Source organism: Spiroplasma sp. ald, from assembly GCF_044714355.1.
GTDB lineage: Bacteria > Bacillota_I > Bacilli_A > Mycoplasmatales > Mycoplasmataceae > Spiroplasma > Spiroplasma phoeniceum.
In genome coordinates this window covers 1-3106 of sequence record NZ_RXFY01000113.1, presented here as the reverse complement: position 1 = coordinate 3106, position 3106 = coordinate 1, and the positions used below count along the sequence as shown (strand labels likewise).

1 protein-coding gene and 2 pseudogenes are annotated in these 3106 nt (G+C 25.3%); all 3 read left to right on the top strand.

Annotated features, from left to right (window positions below):
• A pseudogene (locus EHU54_RS05180) lies at window positions 1-213 on the top strand (hypothetical protein); the annotation flags it as partial.
• A gap of 13 nt (window positions 214-226) precedes the next feature.
• On the top strand, window positions 227-1480 hold the full coding sequence (locus EHU54_RS05175) for a hypothetical protein (protein WP_400249311.1): 1254 nt from the start codon (window positions 227-229) through the stop codon (window positions 1478-1480).
• Between the two features lie 444 nt (window positions 1481-1924).
• Window positions 1925-3106: pseudogene (locus EHU54_RS05170) on the top strand (hypothetical protein); the annotation flags it as partial.

Sequence of the window (3106 nt, the reverse complement as noted above, 5' to 3'; positions counted from 1 at the left end):
TCATTGTTTTTTATTGCAGGAATTATTATTTGTTTTATAGGACCTACTAAATTAGGAATTGGTTGACCTGCATATGTAATTATTGGTGCAATGCTTAATGGTTTTGGAGTTGTTGTTTTAATTATTGAAACTATTAGATTTATTAAAACCCATAACAAACAACAAAAACAAGATAGTATTGAAGATGTTATTAAAAAAGAAGATACAAAATAAAGAGGTGTTATAAATGGGGTTGTTACCAGCCAAAAAGAAATTAAAAAAGAGTTATGATATTGATAGTTATTATCTTAATTTAGCATCAACGATTACTAATCGTAAAAATGTTACTGTTCAAAAACATAATGAGATTTTAGAAAAAAGAATTTGTGAAGATAATGCTAATTTTTTAAATCCGCGTGATTTAGAAATTAGCATTTATAATCCACTTACTAATCAACAATTAGATACTAAATTAATTAATAACTTTTTAAAAATGCAAGACTTTACTAATAAGAATTGATATAATGAATATAAAATTAATAAAAATGGTAGAGGTGCATACTTTATTTTTGCTAATAATTCAAAACTTAATTTTATTACCATTGATTTTTACAATGACCAGTATGATGAATTAGGTAATTTAGTATCTTGTACTTTTGATTATGACCCTTATATTAAAAATGACCAAAGTGTTTTTATTACTGAAAAATTAGAAATTAATTATGTAACTAAACAAGTAAAAGTTATTAGAAAGTTAAAAACACGATTATACAGTACTATTACCGACTTATATATTGGTGATGCTAAATGAAATAACTATACAACATTGCAAAGAGAAGAAATATTGCCACTTAATTTTATTCCAATTGAAATTATTCCGAATAACCCTAATTTTGAACCTTCTGCTCGTTATGGTAAACAATTCGCTAGTATTTTAGATATTATTGCGGAAAAGATTATGTTAGACCCATTATTAAATAGTGGTAAATTTACCATTAATACTAATGGAGTGACTGGTGTTGTTGACCAAGAAATTAGTAAAATGTTGGCTTCATTTATTGAAAATGACTTGTTATTAGTTGAAGGAGACCCTGATAGTAATTTTCAACCAGTAGACTATATTGCTGGTAATTTTAAAGGTGAGCAATTAACCAAAATATATGATTGATTATTAACTAATTACTATAAAATAAATCGCCATCATGTTCCCGCAATCGCTAAGGGAGCCCAACAAACTCAAGCGGAAGTTGCTGGTGTAAATATTCAAACAAACGAATCATACGAACAAATGATATATATTAGAGAAATTAAATTAACTGAATTTATTATTAAGTTAATTAAATATGATAATGCTATTTTAAACAGTAGAACATTTAATATCAAAAATATTGATGAGTTAATTGTTGATGTTCACTTACCAGTAAATGCTACATTAAACAGACAACTAAAAAACAATGAAAATATTATCAATATATCTAATGAAGAAGGAGAACAAGAATAATGTTAAAACCATCTGAAAAAATGTTAGCACAATTAGCATAAAATGATGAACCAATTGATTATTCAATTGATAATATCCCCCTAGATTTTGCCAGTCAATCACAATATAGCGACCCCGATTTAGAACAATTATTTACCGAAGACGGTTCTAGAACTTTATATATTTATAAAATTAATAATCTTGTTAAGACAAAGGAAAAACCAACCTTAAACTACTCTCAAAATAGCGTTAAAATCGGTTTTATTGACAAAGATGAATATATTAAAATAACGGGTTATGAAATTAGTGACTTTAATTTTAAATTACAAATTCAGCAAAATACAACAGTCCAAGACAATAGTACAATTTATGTAATAATTGATGAAAAAGATATTTTAATCAATGATATTTCAAAACAAAACAAAAAATTTTTAGAAACATTAGACTTAAAAATAGTATCTATTAATGAACCAATTAATGAAAACAACAAAAATGAATGTTATATCATGTTATATCATTGAAGAATACAAACGCCCTTATTCACCTGATGGAATTAATATTATTAAATCTACCCACTTAGTTAAAATAAATGATTTTAAATGAAAAAATCAAAATAGTATTCATTTAGTTTTACAAAAATCATTGCCCAAAGATACGATATTTACTGGGATTGAAATTAAATATCCCAAATCTATGCTATTTGGAAATATTAAGTGTTGGGGTAATGTTAATGGTGTTTATTCTTATCCATCATCAAATATTGAAAATGCTAGTTTAGTGCCATTATTATCAATGCCCATTGAAATAACCCCTAATTTAAGAGTATTTCAATATTGATTTACAGAAAGTTTTTTACCATGAAGTATTGTCAAAAACTATATTAAAGGAAAAGATATATTAGATTTGGTAAATAAAAATAGTTTAGAAAAAGTTTTATTAAATTATCTAACATATCGTTATAACTATGACCGTAAATTTCAAGGAGCAAAATACGATGAAAAAGGTAATCCTACCAATAAAGCGACTGAACTGCGCCAAAAATTCGAAGGACAAAAACCCGAAGATGTAATTGATGGTTTATTTGAAAACTGAAAATTACATAATCCCACATCTCTTAATGAAAATGCTGTCAAAAGATTTAAACAAATTATATATATTTTATCAAATTATACATATAGTAAATACGCAATTAATAAAGGTTATAATGATGATATTAAATTATTTGCCCCTTATTATTTTGAATTAATTTCTAACCCAAGAGAATTGGAAACTGGATATTGAGAATTTGAACATTGCAAAGTTAAATTAAATTCATCATATTTTAATTTTGTTGGTGGATTAGGACCACCAACACCAATAAATTATTGAAAAGAGGTTTATGCAGATGACAAACAATTTAATAATGTTGATAATAAGTGGTATTTTGTTATATGACATGGTGGTGAAAATTCTGATTGAAAAATTATTAAATTTAAAAATAATGAAACTACTATCAAAATTGATAATTCTAATAATCGACAATTACAAAAAACTGATTTAGGTATGGGAAGAGATTTATATATTACAAATTATTCGGGGTTTGTTAAATATGTGACAAATTGAACAGATGATAATGATTCTTACTTTAAAGCAGTTTATCGTTGAAAT